This window comes from Mycoplasmopsis adleri (genome assembly GCF_045276205.1).
Lineage (GTDB): Bacteria > Bacillota_I > Bacilli_A > Mycoplasmatales > Metamycoplasmataceae > Mycoplasmopsis > Mycoplasmopsis adleri.
In genome coordinates, this window is record NZ_CP174162.1 from 1066828 (window position 1) to 1087235 (window position 20408).

The window sequence follows — 20408 nt, forward strand, 5'->3', positions numbered from 1 at the left end:
AAAGTTCAATACTAAATTTATTGTATATTACTATAAAAAAGGCAGAATTGTTAATATATGTGTTTCAAAAATGCCTTTAAAGCACTTGATATTTTTGCTTAATAAATTTCATATCTCTATTTGTTTGAACAATTTTCAGAAAATAATAAAATATTAGCACTTATAAATAATAGAAAAGAGTTTTGCTATGAAAATTAAAGGCCTAGGAACTTCAAGAGGTATTGTAATTGCTAAAGTTTTTGTAATCAATGATATCTCTTCAAACATTTTATATAATGGTAAGGATGCCGAAAAAGAGTTAGCTTTTTATGAAAAAGTTCTTAAAAAAGTTTGCTCTAAAATTCAAGAAATTATTGACTCGATTGATGATAAAAATCAAAAACAAATTTTTGAAGCACATCTTGCGATTGCTAAAGATCCTGAAGCACATGAATACATTAAAAATGCTATCTTAAATCAACATAAATCTGCAATTTATGCAACTAATGAATATTATTCAAAGATTATTAAAAGTTTTAACCAAATGGATGACGAATATTTCAAAGAAAGGGCAAATGACATCAAAGATACATTAAGAAGATTCATAATGTATTATGAAAATCAAAATGAAGTAGAACTAGATCAGATTAATCATGATGTCATAGTTATAGCAAGTAATCTTAGACCATCTCAAACTGTTAAATTAAATACAGAGTTTGTAAAAGGTTTTGCTACTGAATTTGGTAGTTATACATCACATAGCGTTATCTTAGCTAAAAATATGAATATACCTTGTGTGGTTAATTGTAAAGATCTAGTTAATAAAGTTCAAACTGGCGACTTAGTAATTCTTGACGGAAATAGTGGAACTGTAATTATTAATCCGGATGAAAAAGATCTTAAAAAATATAAAACTTTAAGAGATGATTATTCTAACTATTTAAATGAATTAAATAAGTTTAAAGAATTACCTTCAATTACCCAAGATAACTATAAAATAGAGATATTAGCAAATATTAACTCTTGCCATGATGCTAAGGTTGCATATGAATGTGGCGCTGAAGGAATAGGTCTTTTTAGAACTGAATTTCTTTATTTAGATAATGATCATTGACCTACCGAACAAGAACAATTTAATGTTTATAAAAAGATATTACAAATGTCTAAATCAAAAACTGTAATTATTAGAACACTTGATATTGGCGGAGACAAATTATTGAACTATTATAACTTTGATACTGAATTAAATACTTTTTTAGGTGTAAGAGCTATACGTTTTTGTTTATCTGAAAAGCACCAAGATATTTTTAAAACACAATTGAGAGCGTTAATTAAAGCAAGCAAGTATGGTAATCTATCAATTATGTTTCCAATGATTACAACTATTGAAGAATTTTTAAAAGCTAAACATATCTTTATTGAAACATATAATGAAGTTAAAAAAGAAGATGATGACATTAAATCTTTAAATGAAATCAAAGTAGGTATGATGATTGAAACACCAGCAGCTGCTATATTAGCAGATAAGTTTTGTAAATATGCTGACTTTGTTTCAATTGGTTCAAATGATTTAATCCAATACACAATGGCTGCTGATAGAATGAATCAAAACCTTTCTTATTTATATCAACCACTTAATCCATCGATTTTAAGAATGATTAAAAGCATCATTGACGGGGCTCATAAGAATAATAAACCTGTTGGTATTTGTGGCGAAATAGCAGGTAATAGACAACTTGTACCTTTATTAATTGGGCTTGGAATTGATGAGCTTTCTATGAATAATAGTTGTGTCTTAAAGATAAGAGAACAACTTAGCAAACTTAATCAAAAAGATTTACAAAAATTGGCGAAAAAGGCTATAAAAATGGAAGATGAGACACAAGTGAAGAAACTTTTACTTAAGTGAAACATCAAATAAAGTATGAAAAAATATCGTTTTTGAGGACGATATTTTCATTATCAATTTTTGAAATTATAATTTCATTTCAGTCATGCTTTCGTTTTCAACTACTAGGAATCTGTCGCCTTTTTTAACACCATAAGGTTTAAGAACTTCTAATGCAGCAGCTTTGTCTTTTTTGATTAAATCAAAGTATTTTTCTGAATCTAATGATACTCAAACACTTGATGTTACACCGAATTCACCAATTAAGTTTTTGTCATTTACAACACCAACAATAATTGTGTTTGGACGGAATTTAGCAACTTCTTCTAAAAGTTTACCAGTTCTTGAAAGAACAACTGCGAATTTGTAATCACCAAAACGAGTTCTGTTAGCAACTTCATAAGCAATTCTTGCTCTCTTGTTTTCACGTGGATTAGAAATCTTTCTAACTTCTTCTAATTGGATGCCGTAATAAGTTTTGTCGTAGAATTCCATTTCAGCGCGTTTGTTAATATTTGTCATTGTTAATACTGATTCAACAGGGTATGAACCTGATGCTGTTTCACCTGAAAGCATTGTTGCATCAGCTCCTAATTCTGTTGCATAGTAAACGTCTGTGACTTCAGCACGTGTTGGATGTGGGTTGTTTTCCATTGAGTCTAACATTTGTGTAGCAACAACGATTGGTTTACCAGCTTCACGGCATTTTCTGATCATCACTTTTTCAAAATATGGAACATCATAATAAGGAATTTCAAGACCTAAGTCACCACGAGCTACCATAATACCATCTGATGCTTCAATAATTTCATCGATGTTTTTAATACCTAAATGGCTTTCGATTTTTGAAATAATCTTAATATGTTTTCCACCATTGTCATCTAATAATTTTCTTAATTCTTTAACGTTTTGAGCATTATTAACAAATGATGCAGCGATATAGTGAACACCTACTTGAATACCAAATTTAACATCATCAATGTCTTTTTCACTTAAGAATGGTAATGAGAAGTCAACACCTGGTAAGTTAATTCTCTTGTTGGTTTTAAGTTTGTGTGAGTTTAATATTTTAGCAATTACATAACCTTTGCCAACTTTTGTAACTACTGATGTTAATTTACCATCGTCAAATAAAATAACATTTCCTTCTTTTAAGTCTTTAGACATATCGTATGAAACTGTTACTTCATCTGAAGTTCCTTCGAAGTTTTCGTATTTTTCTTTTGTTGTGTAAATTTTAATTTCATGTTCAGCAGGAATTAATTGAATTCCGTCTTTCATAACACCAACACGAATTTCAGGACCTTTTGTATCAAGCATTAATGATACTGGTAAGTGCATATCTTCTGAAATTTTCTTTGCTAATAAGAATTTGTTTAAGTGTTCTTCATGAGAACCGTGACTAAAGTTTGCTCTAACACATGTTGCTCCAGCTTCAACAATCGCACGTAAAGTATTGTAGTTGTCGCTTGATGGACCAATTGTTACTACTAATTTGCTTCTTTTATCTGTTAAGTTCATTTTTTCTCCTTAAAAATAGTCGAACCACATATTTTCAATTATTATTTTATTAAATTTAAAAATGTATTTATAAATATATTATAAATATCTATTATGGATTATGGTAATATTACCATTTTTTAAGGGATTATTTTTTATTTGCAATAGGAAAATTATTCCGGTTTAAAACCAGATAATTCATAGAAACCAACGTATTGTTTATTGCTGTCGTTAGCATTTTCAATAGTATAAACAAAGGTTGCTTTACCAGCTTTTGGATCTGAAATAACAATTGGTTTACCAAAAGTTGCAGCTTCAGGTTTATATGTTGTATTGTTAAATACTTCACTGTTTGCGTTGCTTATTGTATAGAATTTAACTGCTGGATTAAAACTAAGATTCTTTGGATAATCAGGATCTTCTGTATTTAGAATAATATTAAGGTTGTTGAAGTAACCACCTTTTGTATTAACATGAATATCGCTGGTTGTACTTCATGAGTTAAAGATTAAATCAGAAACTTTAATAGTATTTAATTCAACTCCAGGTACTGGTACAACTTTAATAAATTTTCCCAATTCCTTTAATTTATAGTAATCAAAGTGATATTCGTATGTTTGTTCTTCCTTAATTTGAATTTCTTTTGATTGGTTTAAACTGTCTTTATCATTATACTTAGCATCTGAAATAAATGATTTGATGTAGTAGTGGAAAATTAACTTATCATTTGAACCAGCTTCTTTAGTTACTCAAATTGGTTTAGTTTTATCAATTGAGAATTTAGGGCTATGTTCATCATTCATTGAAACTGTTTCAGTAATTCAAAATACACTGTTAAATGCTGAATGAGCAGCTTCTATTTGTTCTTTATTTTCGCCTTTAACTGTTGGTAATTTATCATTACTTTTAAGTTGATCGTATGAATTTACTAATAAGTCATCAAGTTTTTTGTATCCGTTTTTAAGATCAAAATCACCTTTTCAAAATAGGTATCTTATTGAATTATGCATATTGAACTTGTGGAAACCTGGATTATATTGTTTTAATGAGTTAGTTTGGAAATCGGCATTATTAATGTCTCTTTTCTTAAATCCATCCATTACATAATCAACAAATTCTCAAGATGGTTTTCTTTTTCTAACTTCTTCAGTTGTTACAGCTTTTGATGATAAATCTTTGGTTTTCTTTTCAAAATATACTCTTAAGTATAATTTGCCATCGAAGTCATTAGCATATGAGTGGAAGTAAAAATAATAATCATTTTCAAAGTCTTGAAGAGAAAGATCACGCTTTTCGTTTGCTAAATAAAATGTTTTATTAAGTTGTGAAGGATATTTGTAAATAATGTCGTCTCAGAATTTTGAATTGCTAATTAAAGCTGGTTCAAGTTGTTTATAATCAGTATAATAAACAGAATATGATGCGTAAGCATATTCACTAGCATAATGAGTGGCTTTATTATATTTAACATTTGGTGTAGCTACAATAGTTCCATCCTCTAATTTAGCTGGTTCACCACTAGGTTGTATAGCTTCAGGATTAATCATGAATTTAAACTTTTTAGCTTGGGCAATTACATCATTATCATGTTTTTGTTTAGAAATGTTAAAAGCTAAAACAGCAGCAGGAGCTATAGCAGCAACTGTTGCAATTGAGCTTAAAAGAATAATTTTACCTTTTGAAGTCATAATTAATATCCTTTACTAGTACTAAGTTAAATAATATATTTAATATTTTATCATAATTACAATAAAAAAGCCATTTTATAACTTGGCACAAAATAGATTATTAGATTGTAATTACAAAAGCTACAATATAAAAAAGATGAAGAATTTTTTGAATAAAAAAACGGAAATATTCATTCCAGAAATAAAAGTCCCAACATTTGAAAATGTCGGGATTTTTCTGTCCTTTTGGTAAAATAAAAATGATAAAAAGAAAGGACAACATAATTATATATGAAAAACGATAAAAAAATTTTCTATACTTTGGTTAGAAGTAAAAATGTGCATAACAAAATTCAAACTTCACAAATTCATTTCGCTGTTGATAAGAATTACTCTGAAATTTTAAGCCGCTCGAAAAACTACTCGACACACAAAAACCATATCGGTTTTGCAGAAGTGTTTCAGATAATATATGGATTACTAAATTTTCAATCTTTAAAAGAAATATCTCAAAATATTGAAATATCGACTAAAGCGATTAAAAGGTTTTTATTTAAATATTCAAAAGGAATATATTTAGGCAAAGGCGATAGAAAAACCTGTGATTGTTGTGATGCTAAAATTAAAAAAGTTCGTTATTTAAATCTTGATGAATTTATGATAAATGTTGCTAATTTTGATAAAAGTAAAAGAATAGCATATTCAAAAAAGAAAATAGAACAATATCAAGATTTTAGAAATTTTTGAACAGAGCTTTTTGATGATTATACCCAAAATAGAAATAATAAAGATTTAGCAAAAAGAACGCCTAAGCTAAGCGCTAACGAAATATTAAGAAGATTTGAAGAAAAGTATCCAAACAGCTATAAACCTTCAAAATCTATGGTATATAATTTGATATCACAAAGAGTCTTTAAAGACCTTGAAATAGGCATTTTGGTCAATTTATCCACCAAAGGAATTAAACAAAAACGACCCCCAAAAAGAGACAGTCGAAAGCTTAAAAAGATTGGAGTTAGCATTGATCAACGCAGCACAGAAATCAATGAAAGACTTAGAGATAATGATTATGAATTAGATACTGTTATTGGTTCAAAAACTGATCAATGTTGTTTCGTAACGCTAATTAATAGAAAGACTAGACGCTTCTATTTTCATATGGTACGGCGGACTAGCACTGGTGTTAGAGATGGGCTGATATACCTAATGCAAAAATATAACTTGACAATAGATTCGCTAACCATAGATAATGGTAGTGAAAATGCGAAACTAGATGAAGTGCCAGGTATTAAGCAAATATATAAATGTCACCCATATTGTTCGGGAGAAAAAGGCTCTATCGAAAACTGCCACAGGTTATTAAGACGGTATTTTAAAAAAGGCAAGTCTATAGACCCTTACTACGGTCAAGATTTGACTCCTGTTATGGATTTTATAAATAATTACAAGAGAAGCATTCGCTTCTAATCCAAACTTTTTATGTACTAAAAAGTTTGACAAAAAGGCACTTACTTTTTTGGAAAAAAGTAAGCAAAAAACTCAAGTTTTTTACAAAACTTGGTATTTTCGTTTAAATTTTTTTAGGATTTTAAAGCTTTTCTTGGTAATAATTTATAATTTTTGTAACATTTTTGATTTTACGCAAAATTAGGACTTTTAAAATTGGAATTTATATAAAAAAACGGAAAAATACTATTACTTTTTGCAAACTAACTTTAAGTGTATAATTAGTTTGTAACAAAGAAAGGTATATATGAACGAAAAAACAAACAAAGCATTAAACTTAACAAATATTATTCTTTATTCTATTACATTAGTTTTATCAGTTCCGCTTACAATACTTTCCATAGCATATTGAAAAAATGCTTCAGGAGCTCAAAGAATTTCTATAATGGTCTCATCTTGATTATTATTGACACCAAATGTAATTCTTCTTATTGTTTTTTATTGCATCAATATTTATTTGATTTGTAAGTGTCCAGTAACAAAAATATATGTACTATATGCTGTTGGAATTGGAGTTCCATTAGTTGCTTTTATTGGTTCAATAATAGCAATGGTTGAACTATCGAAAAAACCAAAAGAAGAAGCAAAAGTTGAAGAAAAAGTTGAAGAAACTAACTAGGAGTATAAAATGAAAATAGATAAAAGCAAAAAACCAAGTATTTTATATATAGTATTTTGATCATTCCAAGCACTTTTTTGTTTCATGGTTCTTTTATTATTTCTTTCTGCATTACTATTTAATGTAGCAGATAAACAAACATATGAAGCACTACACGAAATGAATCCTACATTCACAAATTCTCCTTTTTCATATTTTGTTACTATTATGTTTAGACAAGATCTATCTATAGTTCTTTCATTCTATTTTTTAGCATCTTGTGCATTATTATTCCACCTCATTTGTTTCGGTTTTAATATTGCATTAACAGTAAGAGCAAAAACAGCAAGAATTCAAACGATTACTATAATCGGTTTATTTATCCCATTTTTAACATTAGCTGCTTCAATAATGAATTTAAAAAATGTTGATTTTAATAAAAAGAAGACTTTAAGCGAATAAGAAAAACAAAAAACCTTTTGTTACGAGATTATAATTAAAAATCTACACCTTACATTAAGAAGATATATCTTTATAATAGGTATATCTTTTTTAATACAAAAAAACGCACCCACATTAAGGTGTTGCGTTTGTAATTACAATATAGTAAGCAATTTTATAGCACGGCATAAAATAGTTCTTGAATGAACTCAATTAACTCATCTAAATTGATTCTTTTTTCGCTCGAAACTAAAAAGGCTCTTGAATTATCTTTAAATAAATTATTAGCAACATATTCATTATGTTTTTTGATTAATTGCGATTTTTCTTTTTGGTTTAATTTATCAATTTTTGTATAAATAATATGGTAAGGTCATTTAATTTTTTTGACGAATTCAATTGTTTCAAAGTCGTTTTTGGTAATTCCGGTACGAGCATCAATTAATAAGAATAAGACTTTTTCATTTGGTTCATGCGCTAAATAATCACGAACACATTTATTCATATGTTCAATTTTTTCTTTAGACATTTTAGCATAACCATAGCCAGGAAAATCAATTATATAATTATCATCTTCATTAAAATAATTAATAAGTTGAGTTCTACCTGGACGCTTTGAAACGTATGAAATATTTTGACCAATTAAAGCATTTAAAAGCGAACTTTTGCCGACATTTGAACGTCCTCAAAAGCAAATTTGCATATGGCTTTTAACATCTAATCATTGGCTTTTATCTAAAACAGATTTAACAAATTTTCACATTATAATCCTAGTTTTTCTTTATGTCTAATTAAGGTTGAAGAATAATCAATCATGTCGTAATTAGGTAAGATCAAAATTGTTTCAAGTTTATTATTTAATGCATGATTACCAGCTGCTAATTCTAATTCATAAGCATAATCAGTTGTATTACGAGCTGATCTGATTATGAAGTTAGCATGATATTGTTTAGCAATATTGGCAATTAAATCATTCTTATTAAGAATAACTTCAACATTTGGATACTTACTTAATTTAGCTTTAGCTTCTTGATATCTTTGCTCAATGCCTTCTAAATTGTCTTTGTCCGGATTAATTGATACAACCATAATGATTTTGTCAAATAATAAAAGACCTTTTTCTAAAACTGAAATATGACCATCGTGAAGCGGGTCAAAAGAACCTGGATAAATAGCAATTTTATTTTGTTTCATATTATTTATATAAATCAATAGCATGTTTTGCTATTAATAATTCTTCATTTGTTCTAATTACATAAACTTTAACTTCTGAATTTTTAGTTGAAAGTTCAACATAATCATCGTATGGTTTTCAGTTTAAATCTTTATCGATTTCAATGTTTGCAAAGTGTAAGTTTTCAATCACTTTTTCACGTAATTCAGGTGTGTTTTCACCTACGCCAGCTGTAAAGACAATAGCATCAACTTTGCCTAATTTGTTAGCGTAAGATGCTGCGTAGTCAATTATTCTTTGGCAATATAAATCGAAAGCAAATTGTGCTTTTTTATTTCCATTTAAAATAGCAGCAGTAATATCTCTTAAGTCACTTGAAAGTTCTGATACTCCAAGCATTCCTGATTGTTTATTTAGCATGTTGGTAAATTCATGGATATCCATTCCGGTTTGATTAATTACAAATTCATGAATAGATGGATCAATATCGCCTGAACGAGAACCCATCATAATACCAGCAAGAGGTGTAAGACCCATTGATGTATCAAATGATTTGTTATCTTTAATAGCGCATAATGATGCTCCATTACCGATATGCATACTTAATACATTAACTTTATCTTTTTTAAGTAATTCTCTTACTTTAAGCATAATGTATTCGTGGCTAATACCGTGTGCACCATATCTTCTAATTTTGTATTTTTCACTGATTTGTAGTGGAATTGGGTAAATTGCATTAACATCTGGAATGCTTGTGTGGAACGCTGTATCAAAGTCAACAGACATCTTAGCATCAGGCATAACTTTTTGGAAAGCACGCATAGCTTGTACAGCTCCAGGGTTATGTAAAGGTGCATAAATTTTGGCTTGTTCAATTAAATCAATTTCTTTATTTGTTAATTTAACTGTATGTGTGAAGAATGGTCCACCATGCACAACTCTAAATCCAATAAGTTCAATTTCTTTAATATCATCAATGATATGTAATTCTTCTAACATTTCTAAAATGTGTTCTACAGCAACTTTGTGATCTGGTAATGGCACTTCTCTTGTAACTTTTGAGCTGGCGGCTTTAATTGTAACAGCACCAAAACCTTCAAGTGTAATCCTTTCAGCTAATCCACTAGCTACAACAAATAATTTTTCTTTATCAAGTAGTTGTAATTTAATTGAACTACTCCCTGCATTAATAACTAAAACTTTTTTATTCATATGTTTCTCCTAATTTATTTATTTTATTTTGATTGAATAGCGGTAATTAAAACAGTATTAACTACATCATTTACTGTACTACCTCTAGATAAATCATTCACAGGCATTTTAACTCCTGTAATGATAGGTCCAATTGCTCCAAAATTACCTAATCTTTGAGCAATTTTATATCCAATATTACCAGCATTTAAATCTGGAAAGACTAAAACATTAGCTTTTTCATTATAAGATTCATGTTTGTATTTTAACTTTCTAACTTCTAAATCTAAAGCAGCATCTAATTGTACTTCACCAATAGCTTTTGTGCCTTCATATACTTTATTAAATTCAGCACATGCTTCGCTTACCGCAATAGTACTTGGATTCTTTGCTGACCCATCAGTTGAAAAACTTAGGAAAGCAATTTTTGGATCAATATCAAATGATTTTACAAAATCAGCGGCATTCTTAGCAATATCTACTAAGGCTGGTACATCAGGACTTGGATTGACTGAAATATCTGTGAAAAAGTATAATTCGTCATTTTTGTGCATAATCATAACTGATGAAATTGTCTTAATTCCTACTTTTGGTCCAATTGCTTTAAAAGCGGCTCTTAAAATATCAGCTGTTGAGTAATTTAAGCCACCAACTACACCATCAACTTCTTTAGTAGCAAGTAGCATCATAGCGTAAAATGGTCTAGTTTTTAAAACTTCTCTAGCTGCTTCGATTGTATCTTTGCCTTTTCTAAGTTCCACGTATTTTTGAGCTAAAGCTTCTATTTTGTTTGGATCTTCATTCATATTTAAGATAGTAGCTTTAGTTTTAATATTTAATGGTTTTTCAACTAAAAGAATAATTTTAAGGTTAGGGTATTTTTCTAATTCCTTAGCAGCATCAATTGCTCTTTTATCATCACCATCAATTAATAAAATGGTTCTAGATTCTAGTTTTTTAATATTTGAATCTACGATATCTATGAAATTCATATTTCCTCCATTAGTGTGTTAATTTTAAACATAAATAACTAATAATACAATTATAAGTAAAATAGTAATTTTTAGCAACTTTTTAATTAGTTAATGGAACAAAATTCCACATAAAGCAAATAAAAAGATATATCTTAAAAAAGATATACCTTATTATTAATTGTGAACATTGAGTACATAGAACAAAATTAACGTTTTGACTTGTCGTAGTTAATACCGGCAGCGGCAGGTCCGGGACTAAGTTTACTAAATGCGACAAGAGCGATAATTGTGATTGCATATGGAATTGTTTGGAATAATGGTCCATATGTACCCAAGTCTTTTTTGAATAAGTTCATTGTAAGTTGTCTGAAGTTTGCACCGATAGCAAAGACACCAATTGTTTGGAAGAAGGCAAAACCAACAGCACATAACACTACATAACCAACATTTCAGTGTCCCATAATCATAACAGCAAGTGCTAGGAAACCCAAACCAAGGGTATTACCTGAATAAGCACCTTGAAGGCTTTGAGCAAAGACACCTCCTGCTACTCCAGCAAAGATACCACAGAGAATCATACCTTGTCATTTGAATTTATAAACGTTTAAACCAGCAACGTCAACAGCTTGTGGATTTTCACCAACAGCTTTGAAACGTAAACCTCAACTTGTTTTGTTCAATAAAACATATGCTAAAACTACTAATCCAATAAATAAGAATACTTTTAATGAAACTATTTTTTCAAAATCATAGTATTGTCTATCGTAGTTTAAAGCTAATTCATGAACTTTTAAAGGAATTTTGTTGTTGTTGTCCCCAAGCATTGAAGGGTTTAAAAGAACAACAGCAATACCTAAAGCAAGAATGTTTAAAGCAACACCACTTATTGTATGGTCTCATTTAAGTTTAATGGTTGCTAAACCATGAAGAAGAGAGAAGGCAATTCCAAATACTATAGCAAATCCAAATAAAGGAAATTGTAATCAACCACTTGTGGCTTGTGGGTTAATTTTGGCTAAAATTCCACCACCAATAGCATATCCGAGACCACCCATTGACATGATGCCTTCGATACCAATGTTAATGATGCCTGCTCTTTCTGAGAAGATACCAGCAATAGCACCAAGACCAAGGACTATTGAGTATAAAACAATAGCGGTTGTAAAGTCACCAAATATTTGCATTATTGTCCTCCTCTCTCGATACGAAGCATTTTTTCGTAAAGGTTTCTAAATTTATCAAATTTAGCAGGTTCGTGAATATTTGAATATTCATGTCTCATTTCAGTTCATTCTTTCTTAACTTCTTCAGCAATAGAAGCATGTTCTGCTTTTAATTTGTCTATTGAGTCTAAATCTTTTTGTTTATTAGCTTTTTCTAAAGCTCTCTTGTTAAGCATCATACGAATTGTTGCGTATGAATAGAATGTTTGAACATCATCTTCAAGTTCTTTAATTTTTTCATCGTATTCTTTTTGGGTTAATACCTTATGTTCTAATTGTTCATCATAATCTTTTTTCACAACTTCAAGTCTTGCTTCTAAAGAAGTTAAGAATGAAGGTGAAACGTTGAATTTTACTAAACCTGAAATTACTTTAACTAAGAAATCATATCTAGCAATAGCTAATTGAATATGTTTCTTGTTATTGATTTTAGCTTGAGCAATATTTGCTTTAGTTAATAATTTCACGTCTTGAACTTGTGAGTAACCAAGAACATCAAGTTTATCTTTTGATTGTAAGTTGAATTTAGATAATCCATTAAATAATTCTTCAATTTCTCTAGCGTTTAATTTATCAAATGATTCAACGTATTCTTTTCTAGCCTTGACTAATTCATGTTTTAGTTCTTTTTCTTTGGCTAATAAAGCAACAATGTTTTCTTTATTTACGTTAATTACTTCTTGAGCTTCTGCTATTTTAAGATCAAATTCATTTGAAAAATCGGCAATTGCTTTGTCTCTATTTTCAGCTAATTCTTTATAAGCATTTACTTTTTGAAGTTGAAGATTTTTAACTTCTTCTGTATCATCTTTTCCTGCTTTAATAGCAGCATCAATAGCTTTAATATTATCTAAAAATTCTTTTGATGTAATTTCATATTGATATTCAACTTTAGAAATTTTAATATTGTATTTTTTTTCTCTTTGAAGTTTTTTCACTTCGAAATAGCCTAATTTTTCAAGTTCTTTATTAATTTCACTTAATTCCTTTTGAATTTGTTCATAGTTAGATTTGGCTAATTCGTGTTTTTCTGCATCATAAAGGAATGATTTCTTATTTTGAATTTTTGATTGATATTGAGTAATTGAAATAATGAGATTTTGATATTCTTTTAATTCTTTAAGAATCTTCTTGTATTCATCCTTATTATATTGTTGCAAAGCTTTTGCTCTGCCTATTGCTATTTTGTATTCTCTTTTAATATGAGCAAGTCTTGCTTTATATACATTTTTCGCAAATAGTTTATACGACTTTTGCGAAGACATAGCAATATGTTTCTTGCAAAATTCAATTGGTCTAAAGTTAGACAACGCATTCGACAGAGCGGCAACATAAAGAATGATACCAATAATAATTTTGTCACCACCTTCAACGATTGATGAAGTAGTGTAATATTGGACATTTGCAATATTAATAGCACCATTTTGTAAACTTGCGTAGAAAATTGATGATAATAAAATTCCAATTGATGAGTTCATACCTAATAATGAAATAGCAATTGTATCAAAACCAATCAATAATGGTTGGGTAAATTTAGCACCTTCTGTACCTTGGTTAAACATTAAGAAGTATGTAAATCCAGCAAACCCGGCGAGAGCACCACTGAATCCCATAACCATAATAGTTGTTAATTTTTGGTTAACACCAGCATATGTACTTGCGTCTTTGTTGAGACCATTCATTTTAATTTTGTAACCTAATGAAGTAAATTGTAAAACAATAAATGTACCAGCTGCAAGAACAAATAAGAATACTAAAGCAAAAATTCAGAAGGTGTCTCTATTGAATAATGTACCAGTAAATTTGAAAACTGCTGATCTACCAGAATCATTTGGCGCAATACTTAATGATGTTAAATCAAATTTATTAAAGAAGAATTGAACAATGAAAACTGTAATTCAGTTTAATAAGATAGTTGTAACAACTTCATGTATCTTGAAATAAGCTTTAAGAATGCCGGCTAATGCTGAATAAGCAAAACCGATTAACATTGCTACAAGTAATATACCGAAACCTAATGCATCATTTCCACCAGTTCCAGTTGTTCCTACATATTTACCAAAAATCAAAATAGAAGCAACACCAGCGAAAGTCATTTGACCAGCAACCCCAATGTTGAATAACCCTGATCTAAAGGCAAATCCGACACCAATTGAGGCTATACCATAAATTAAAAAGTTATAAACTAAACTTGTTTTGTTAAGAGAGAAGCCAGAATCAAATAAGCTTCAGAAATATCTAAATGGGTCTTCTTGATAAGATATTGCAATGAAAATTGCAGAAATCGCTAAACCGAAGAAAACAGCTCATAATGAATTGAAGATTCCTCTTGATGTTTTTTTAGTTGAATCCAACATGAAAAAACCACGTACTTTATCTCCAAAAGAAGTTTTTTGAGTACTATTCTTCATTTCTGTCTCCTTTCTGTATTTCAAAGTCTTCGTCTAAATCTCATTCTTGTTCATGCTTATTATCATCTTTTTTAGATTCAGCCATTAATAAACCAATTTCGGCTCTTGTGTAATTCTTAGCAGGTTTAACACTAAGAACTCTACCATCATTCATAACAGCAATTGTGTCAGCTAATGCTAAAACTTCATCTAATTCATATGAAATTAAAATAATTGCTTTACCATTTTCTTTTTCTTTAATAATTTTGCTATGAATTAAGTTGATAGCACCAACGTCTAATCCACGAGTTGGTTGCACAATAACTAAAATATCATGTGGATTAGTCATTTCTCTACCAACAATTGCTTTTTGTTGGTTACCACCTGAAAGTGATCTAGCTAAAGAATCACCTTGGTTAGTACCACGCACATCATAATCATATTCAATTGTTCTAAATAATTCTTCTTTAGCTTTAGAATTAATTCAACCATGTGGAGCATATTTTTTATCATTTAATAATCTAATGATTGAATTATCTCTAATAGTAAAATCAAGAACTAAACCATGTTTATGTCTGTCACCTGGTACTACATTAATACCCGCTGCCATATTTTTCTTATTAATACTTCATTTTGTAATATCTTTTAATTGACCATCTTCTAGATTGTATAGAAAAATGTTGCCTTTGTTTGGTTTTAGCATACCGTCTAAAGCATATTCAAGGGTTTCTTGTCCATTACCTTCAACTCCAGCAAATGCTAAAATTTCACCTGCTCTTACTTTAAATGAAACATCTTTTAAAGACACACCAAATGGGTTTTTAACACAAACATTACTAAATTCAAGTAATGTATCTGTACTATTTTCATCAAATGGAACAGTGTTCTTAGGCATAACAACCTTTTTACCAACCATTGCTTTGGCAAGTTCTTCGATTGATGTTTTCTTAACATCATATGTTCCAATAACTCTACCTTTTCTTAAAACGGTTGCTTCATCACAAACTTGTTTAATTTCATTCAATTTGTGTGAAATAAAAATAATTGTTTTTCCATTTTTCTTAAATTCAAGCATTGTTTGTAATAAACCTTGGATTTCTTGGTCTGTTAAAACAGCAGTGGGTTCATCGAAAATTAATATCTCTGCATCACGATAAAGCATCTTCATAATTTCAACTTTTTGTTGTGTTGCAACAGTTGCTCTACCGGTTTTTTGTTTCAAATCAAAATGCAAGTTATATAAATCTTGGATTGACTTAACTTTAAAAGCCGCTGATTTTAAGTCAATAAGGTCGGTAAAACCATGATTAAATTCAGCACCCATAACAACATTCTCTAAGTTTGTATACACATCAACAAGTTTAAAGTGTTGGTGTACCATACCAATACCAATGCTGTTTGCGTGATTTGGATCTTTTATAATCATTTTTTTACCATTGATTTTAAAAGAACCTTCTGTTGGTTCATATAAACCAAAAAGAATTGAGGTAAGTGTACTTTTACCTGCACCGTTTTCACCAATTAAAGCATGAATATGTCCTTTTTCCACTTTAAAAGTAACATCATCGTTAGCTTTAATACCTGGGAATTCTTTTGTTATATGATCGAACTCAACAGCGTATTTGTGTTCCATGCACCCTCCTTTTAATTTGTAAAAAGATTTAACATCTAAAAATTAAAAATAATTTAATTAATATTAAATCAATTAAATTTTACTAAAAATTTCTTGTTATTGATTTATGAATAACTTACAAAAAAAGAAATAATTCCATATTTTCCCGAGTTTCCAACTTTTACAATGTAATTTTTAACAACTCATCTGTTTGATGAGCTGTTTTTAATAATTTAAAATTTTAATTCATTTAAAATTCTTAAATATGTTTGATAATCTTGAATTGCTTGATTATTGTTGTCGTTAATAATATATTCTTCACTTTCAATTTTTCCGTCAATAATCTTGCATGTTTTGATTGTTTCTTTTATTACATCTTGTAATTTTTTGATTGTGATTTTTTCATCTACAACACCGAGTTCTTTCAAACCTTTGTTTAAATAATAAATAACAAAATTTAATAAAACAAGAGATAAGAAGCAAAGTACGAAATGACCTTCAATATGCTTTTCACTTCATACATAAATAGGTCTTACAGCTAAAGCACTTTTTAAAGCTCTAAAGTTTGATTCTATTTGCCATTGTTTTGAATATAAATTCACAATTTCTTCAGGTGATAAATCAAATCTAGAGGTTTCATAAGCATAATATCCGTCAAACTTTTCATCTTCGATAATTTTGTCATAGTTAAGTTTGTAATAACCTTTACCACCAACTTTTTCGAAGAATTTAAACTTCTTTTGACCGAACATTACTTGATCATGAACTAGTCCGTCTTTATCTTGTCTTTTAATAAAATTATCGATTAAAATTTGTCTATCATTTTTATCTTTTAATGCTCTTTTTTTACTATATGTTACTACCAATCTTCTCTTGTGTCCGTTTGCTCTTCTATTCTTTCAAAACGAATAAAAAGTAGTTTCTTTATATTTAAAATTATTGTCTCCAAAATAGCCGGATTCATCTATTGCAAAGGTCTTTCGGTCATTTGAAGCCGCTTTTAATCTATAAGATAAAATGTAATCAATATCGTTATCTTCTAAGAATCTTATGTTTCTATTTGTACTCATTCCTCTATCAGCAATGAGTGTTACTTTGTTTAATTCATATTGTGATTTTATATTCAAAATAAAATTAATAAATGTTGATGCATCAGCAGTGTTCCCTTTGAATAATTTATAGTGAATTGGAATGCCGTTTTCATCTGTTGCTAAACCTAAAACAATTTGATCTTCTTTGAATTTTCCATCTTTAGAATAACCTGGATATCTCAATCCTTCTCTTACAAAACTTTCAAAATATACCGTTGAAGAGTCGTATCAAATAATATCTATTTTTCTATTTTTATCTTTGATCAATGTATCGTTAACACTCTTTAAAATGTTATTTTTATTTTCAGCTAAATAGTCTAAAGTATTATAAAATGTCGTCTTTTCAACTTCTAAATTTATATTGAATTTGTCTTTATTTTTAAAGGATGAAAGCATGCTACCCGGATTTACAATTCTATTTGAAATCATATATTTTAATAAATCATTTAAACACTTGGATTTTGATACTTTAGCATCTTTAAAAGGATTTAATTTTTCTAAGAAACTGTATAACAAATCATATCCATAATTGAACTGTTTTGTTTCAATTTTAACCTTGCTTATATCTAACTCTAATTGTCTAATTATCATATTTCTATCTCAATCAGTATTGTAGTTTTGAGATAGTTTTTTAATTTTTTCTACTGGATCAGAACAATATTTTTCTCATTTTTCAACTGTACCGATACCGATAGATTTCTTATAACCTTTGCCAAATCCTCCTGAAAGTGCTAAAGATAAGTAAGTAGAGTTCTTATTTTTTCTTGAAATTAATAGTCATTTCTCTTTTTTCATATCTTTATTATACCACAAATTACAATGTAATTATGTAAAAAAATAACTTTTTTTATTTATGTATAAATAACACTGAAAAAAGTAATAAAAAAAGAGCTCCAACTTGGAAACTCAGGAAATAATTCCATATTTTGGTTTTTTACTTAAAATACTACAAAATAGATATATAAGAAAAAGCTAGATTTCTCTAGCTTCTTTTTTTTATTTTAATTAATAATTTTTCAATTATTTTTGTGCATTAATTGCTTTAGCTAATCCATCACAAATATCTTGGAATACTTGAGGAAGTTTGTCAGGGTTCTTGCTATATGTGGTACCTAATTTTGCATATTCAGCTAAAATTTCTGCAGAGTGTTCTTCATAGTATTTTCTTGCAGCATCTAGATATTTATCTGCTATTTTATCATTGTCTGCATTTTCTAATGATGCTTTCGCAATATTTACATATCTTTCAGTTGGGGCTTCAATGCTATAGCCAAATGGTAAAGCTTCTCCTGTTGTAGCTCAGTTTTTTAATTGAGGCACTTTATCTACATTACCATATGTATAGAAGTTACCTAAAATGTTGTAAATTGCTTGACCAACTAATTTCATAACAGATGTGAAGATTTTAACATTTGCAAGAGCTAATGCTTGATCTGCATCAACACCAATAAGGAATTGATCTTTTGATAAACGTCCGGCAGCTAGAACTGAAAGCGAACCAGCAACTGGGTATCATGCTTCAGCAGCTTTAATTTCATCAATAGCGCTAGTTGCTTTAGCAGTACCTGATTCGAAACCAGAGTCTAAATTAATTGTATCTCTAATTGAGCGAGTTGTTTTTCCTCCGAGTGTTTTATTTGCATCATAAATTCCTTGGAATGTACCCATAATAAAGTCACTAACTCCTGGTCATGGAATACCACCAAATGCACCGATTGTTCTTTTAGCAGCGTCAGTTGGGTATTTTTCAGCAAAGTAATTTGCTAATGCATATCCAGCCATATATCCAGCTATATTAGTTGTAAAGTTAACAGCAATACTGTGTTTTTTCAAGATTCCATTAAGTTCAACCAAGTCATATTTTGCATTTTCTTCTTTAGCTTTTTTCTTAGCTTCTTCAGATAATGGTTTTCCATCTTTATCTTTTTCTTCATCCACTTTCTTAATTTCAGGAACAAAGTCAATACAAATGAAAATCATGTTCTTGTCTTCAACTATTTTTCTTAACTTGTCATCTTTAAATAGTTGAGCAAGAGGTGCGTTGTGTGTGAATCCACAAAGAACAACATATTTATATTGTTGGCTTTCAACAACACTAGTATATGTACTGTATAATTGTCCAGGACCTGGTTGACGGTATGAGTTTACTAAATTTCTATTACCTTTTGATTTAGCAACGTCAATACGTAATTCATATGAAAGTTTGTGAACTGCTTCTCAACCTGATTGGTTAAATGATTTATCTTCAATAGAACCTTCATCAGTAATAAATACTGTTTTATAATCCTTTTGACTTTCAGCTAATTTAAAGTCTGGGTTAGATACAATAGGTGCTAAGGTTGTAACGGTTTTTCTACCTTCAATAGGTTTACCATCTTTACCTATCATATCTGTTTCTTTAAAGAATTCGTCTTTACCACAGCTAACTGTTAATGCTACGGGAGCAATAGCGGCAAATGGTGCTAGACTAAAAAATAATCTTTTTTTCATTTTTTAAATTTCTCCTAATTTAATAGTGTATGCACTGTTAAATCCGAGAAGCGAGCGTTTCATGTCTTGTCGAATTTAACTATATTATTATACTATTTATATTATATTAATGCGAATTTTTCTAAAATGTGTGGAATGTTCCCTTTTTACAAATTTCCCTATTTTATATGTTAAAAAATATAAAAAGGACATATCAATATCGATATATCCTGAGTTTAAATACTATTTAACTTGTGAAACAATTTGTTTTAATTCTTCATAAGGAACATATCCATTGCCCTTATAAACAATTTCATTATTTTTGAAAATAAATCATGTTGGAATAGACATAACTTGGAATTCGCCGGCTAATTCTTTGTTTTGATCAATGTCCACTCTATAAACTTTTACTTTGTCTTTGTTAGAAATTTCTTCTAAAGAATTTTTAAACATTCTACATGGAGGGCATCATAAAGCGTGAAAAACTAAAATATATAAATCTTTGTCTTTATCTTGAATTGTTTCATGGTATTCATTTTGTGTAATTTCTTTGAACATTTTAACTCCTTTATATATTTAATAATAATTTAATTTTATATCAAAAAGTGCGTTTTTGTTAGAAAAAAATTAAAAAATCTAACTTTTTGTGTTTTGTGTGGTTTTTTATTGCTAAAGGACTTAAGTAAAAGAAAATTAGCTAATTAA

The 20408-nt window shown here is 28.9% G+C and carries 16 protein-coding genes; 4 read left to right on the plus strand and 12 right to left on the minus strand.

Translation table 4 applies throughout. From position 1 onward, the window contains the following. The first annotated feature begins 187 nt into the window (after positions 1 to 187). Entirely contained in the window at positions 188 to 1900 is a 1713-nt protein-coding gene (ptsP, locus tag ACJA22_RS04540; RefSeq protein WP_406617064.1) for a phosphoenolpyruvate--protein phosphotransferase, read from the plus strand. Between the two features lie 54 nt (positions 1901 to 1954). Here the strand turns inward: ptsP and pyk are convergent, their stop codons facing one another. Continuing rightward, the gene (gene pyk, locus ACJA22_RS04545) at positions 1955 to 3388 is read right to left on the minus strand and encodes a pyruvate kinase (RefSeq protein WP_406617065.1); all 1434 of its coding nucleotides are present in this window, start codon (positions 3386 to 3388) and stop codon (positions 1955 to 1957) included. A 152-nt stretch (positions 3389 to 3540) separates the two neighbouring features. Beyond that, on the minus strand, positions 3541 to 5055 hold the full coding sequence (locus ACJA22_RS04550; protein WP_406617066.1) for an MAG1430 family protein: 1515 nt from the start codon (positions 5053 to 5055) through the stop codon (positions 3541 to 3543). A gap of 270 nt (positions 5056 to 5325) precedes the next feature. Here ACJA22_RS04550 and ACJA22_RS04555 point away from each other — a divergent pair, with 270 nt between their 5' ends. The 3 genes from ACJA22_RS04555 to ACJA22_RS04565 all read left to right on the plus strand — a co-directional run bounded on the left by ACJA22_RS04555 (position 5326) and on the right by ACJA22_RS04565 (position 7600). Continuing rightward, positions 5326 to 6501, plus strand: coding sequence for an IS30 family transposase (locus ACJA22_RS04555; RefSeq protein ID WP_406617067.1), 1176 nt, complete (start codon positions 5326 to 5328; stop codon positions 6499 to 6501). 286 nt (positions 6502 to 6787) lie between these two features. Beyond that, positions 6788 to 7159: a hypothetical protein gene (locus ACJA22_RS04560; RefSeq protein WP_406617068.1), complete on the plus strand. Its 372-nt coding sequence runs from the start codon at positions 6788 to 6790 to the stop codon at positions 7157 to 7159. 9 nt (positions 7160 to 7168) lie between these two features. Then, complete coding sequence (locus ACJA22_RS04565; RefSeq protein ID WP_406617069.1) at positions 7169 to 7600, plus strand: hypothetical protein; 432 nt, start codon at positions 7169 to 7171, stop codon at positions 7598 to 7600. Between the two features lie 154 nt (positions 7601 to 7754). Here the strand turns inward: ACJA22_RS04565 and yihA are convergent, their stop codons facing one another. The 10 genes from yihA to ACJA22_RS04615 form a co-directional block, all read right to left on the minus strand. Continuing rightward, on the minus strand, positions 7755 to 8342 hold the full coding sequence (yihA, locus tag ACJA22_RS04570; protein ID WP_406617070.1) for a ribosome biogenesis GTP-binding protein YihA/YsxC: 588 nt from the start codon (positions 8340 to 8342) through the stop codon (positions 7755 to 7757). Further along, positions 8342 to 8773, minus strand: a complete 432-nt coding sequence (coaD, locus tag ACJA22_RS04575) for a pantetheine-phosphate adenylyltransferase (protein WP_406617071.1) — start codon at positions 8771 to 8773, stop codon at positions 8342 to 8344. The genes yihA and coaD overlap by 1 nt, the downstream gene beginning before the upstream one ends. A 1-nt stretch (position 8774) precedes the next feature. Further along, positions 8775 to 9965: an acetate/propionate family kinase gene (locus ACJA22_RS04580; protein ID WP_406617072.1), complete on the minus strand. Its 1191-nt coding sequence runs from the start codon at positions 9963 to 9965 to the stop codon at positions 8775 to 8777. 23 nt (positions 9966 to 9988) lie between these two features. Continuing rightward, the gene (locus tag ACJA22_RS04585) at positions 9989 to 10936 is read right to left on the minus strand and encodes a phosphate acetyltransferase (protein ID WP_406617073.1); all 948 of its coding nucleotides are present in this window, start codon (positions 10934 to 10936) and stop codon (positions 9989 to 9991) included. A 188-nt stretch (positions 10937 to 11124) separates the two neighbouring features. Next, the gene (locus ACJA22_RS04590) at positions 11125 to 12102 is read right to left on the minus strand and encodes an ABC transporter permease (RefSeq protein ID WP_406617075.1); all 978 of its coding nucleotides are present in this window, start codon (positions 12100 to 12102) and stop codon (positions 11125 to 11127) included. Next, entirely contained in the window at positions 12102 to 14552 is a 2451-nt protein-coding gene (locus ACJA22_RS04595; protein ID WP_406617076.1) for an ABC transporter permease subunit, read from the minus strand. Before ACJA22_RS04595 ends, ACJA22_RS04590 begins: the two co-directional genes overlap by 1 nt. Beyond that, the gene (locus ACJA22_RS04600) at positions 14542 to 16164 is read right to left on the minus strand and encodes an ABC transporter ATP-binding protein (protein WP_406617077.1); all 1623 of its coding nucleotides are present in this window, start codon (positions 16162 to 16164) and stop codon (positions 14542 to 14544) included. Before ACJA22_RS04600 ends, ACJA22_RS04595 begins: the two co-directional genes overlap by 11 nt. Positions 16165 to 16376: 212 nt before the next feature. Continuing rightward, a complete protein-coding gene (locus ACJA22_RS04605) occupies positions 16377 to 18029 on the minus strand; it encodes an IS1634 family transposase (protein ID WP_406617078.1) in 1653 nt (550 codons plus the stop codon). A 225-nt stretch (positions 18030 to 18254) separates the two neighbouring features. Beyond that, the gene (locus ACJA22_RS04610; RefSeq protein WP_406617079.1) at positions 18255 to 19724 is read right to left on the minus strand and encodes a BMP family ABC transporter substrate-binding protein; all 1470 of its coding nucleotides are present in this window, start codon (positions 19722 to 19724) and stop codon (positions 18255 to 18257) included. A gap of 222 nt (positions 19725 to 19946) precedes the next feature. Then, positions 19947 to 20261 carry a thioredoxin family protein gene (locus tag ACJA22_RS04615; protein WP_406617080.1) on the minus strand — a complete coding sequence of 105 codons (315 nt, stop codon included), beginning with the start codon at positions 20259 to 20261 and terminating at the stop codon, positions 19947 to 19949. Between the last annotated feature and the right edge of the window lie 147 nt (positions 20262 to 20408).